Origin of the sequence: Microcystis sp. M53602_WE12 (assembly GCF_030065455.1) — a bacterium.
Taxonomy (GTDB): domain Bacteria; phylum Cyanobacteriota; class Cyanobacteriia; order Cyanobacteriales; family Microcystaceae; genus Microcystis; species Microcystis aeruginosa.
This window is the reverse complement of the sequence record NZ_JASJFB010000684.1, coordinates 1-1,022: the sequence shown is the minus strand read 5'-3', so window position 1 is coordinate 1,022 and position 1,022 is coordinate 1. Positions and strand designations below refer to the sequence as shown.

At 38.8% G+C, this 1,022-nt stretch carries 2 protein-coding genes; both read right to left on the bottom strand.

The window, feature by feature from the left end; genetic code table 11:
• Positions 1 to 372: 372 nt before the first annotated feature.
• Positions 373 to 678, bottom strand: coding sequence for a GUN4 domain-containing protein (locus tag PX482_RS21375; protein ID WP_043998860.1), 306 nt, complete (start codon positions 676 to 678; stop codon positions 373 to 375).
• On the bottom strand, positions 662 to 1,022 hold a 361-nt coding region (locus PX482_RS21370), incomplete at its 5' end, for an IS30 family transposase (protein ID WP_288025815.1). The genes PX482_RS21375 and PX482_RS21370, both read right to left, overlap by 17 nt.

The window sequence follows — 1,022 nt, the reverse complement described above, 5'->3', positions numbered from 1 at the left end:
TAAATCCTTATCTGGCAAGAGACTTAATTGATTAGTTCGCTCTAGATAAAAAACAATTGACAAAAATCGCTAAATGCCTTTCTATATAAGGGTTCCATCCCTTATAACCCCCGTCCATTGCATAACAATTACCGAAGAGCCTTATTTTATTATGTTTTTTAAAATTTCCTTCAATAATAATGGTGCGTTACGTCGCGTATTTAATCTATTTGTATATAGCGTTTCCCAATCTCATGAGGTACACCAAAATCTTAACTCCTGACTCCTGACTCCTCAAAACCTAAGACTCTGTACCTCACAACTATGGGAATTGCTATATTTTATAATCTTTTTGCGCTCCTAACGCACCCTACAAACTGTAATCTTTACAGGTTACAATCTACAAGTCTCGATGCGACAAAAAATACTACTATCTTCCACAGGCACCCCCAGACTGGTGCTTGTTCCCTCCAACCAGCGATGATCATTCCACCAACCCATACCCCAAACTGGGAGGTGTCCTTTAGCTGCTTTTATATCAAAAGTAATATCTTTGTAGTACAACCAGCTTCCTCCTTTTCTCCATCCTACCTTGTCCCCGAACTTCTCCCCGATGTCTGAGTTATATTTTCTTGTTCCACCTAAACCCTGATAAATCGTTTTTTGTACATAAAAGGCCAATTCAAGTCTGAATTGCATCACTGTCTGATCTACCTTTATAGAATACCTCATTCGGGGTACGATAGTCAAGACATTTTCGAGGACGATTGTTAATCAAGTTTACGGCTCTTTCCACCTCCTCTGGCTTAAGGATTTTAAAATTCGTTCCCTTGGGGAAAAATTGTCTTAACAGTCCATTGGTAGGCTCGTTTAATCCCCTCTCCCACGAATGATAAGGAGTAGCAAAATAAAAATCTGCTCCTAGTTTCTGACTCAACTCTTGATGTCCACAAAATTCTTTGCCGTTGTCACAAGTAAAGGTTTTTCTTTTGTCAGGGTGAATCTCTTGAAAAAGTTTTTCTGTGACTCTATTGATTTCCGAT

Excerpts from the sequence above, each read along its gene's own strand:
- PX482_RS21375 (WP_043998860.1), bottom strand. The coding sequence starts at position 678 with ATGCAATTCAGACTTGAATTGGCCTTTTATGTACAAAAAACGATTTAT.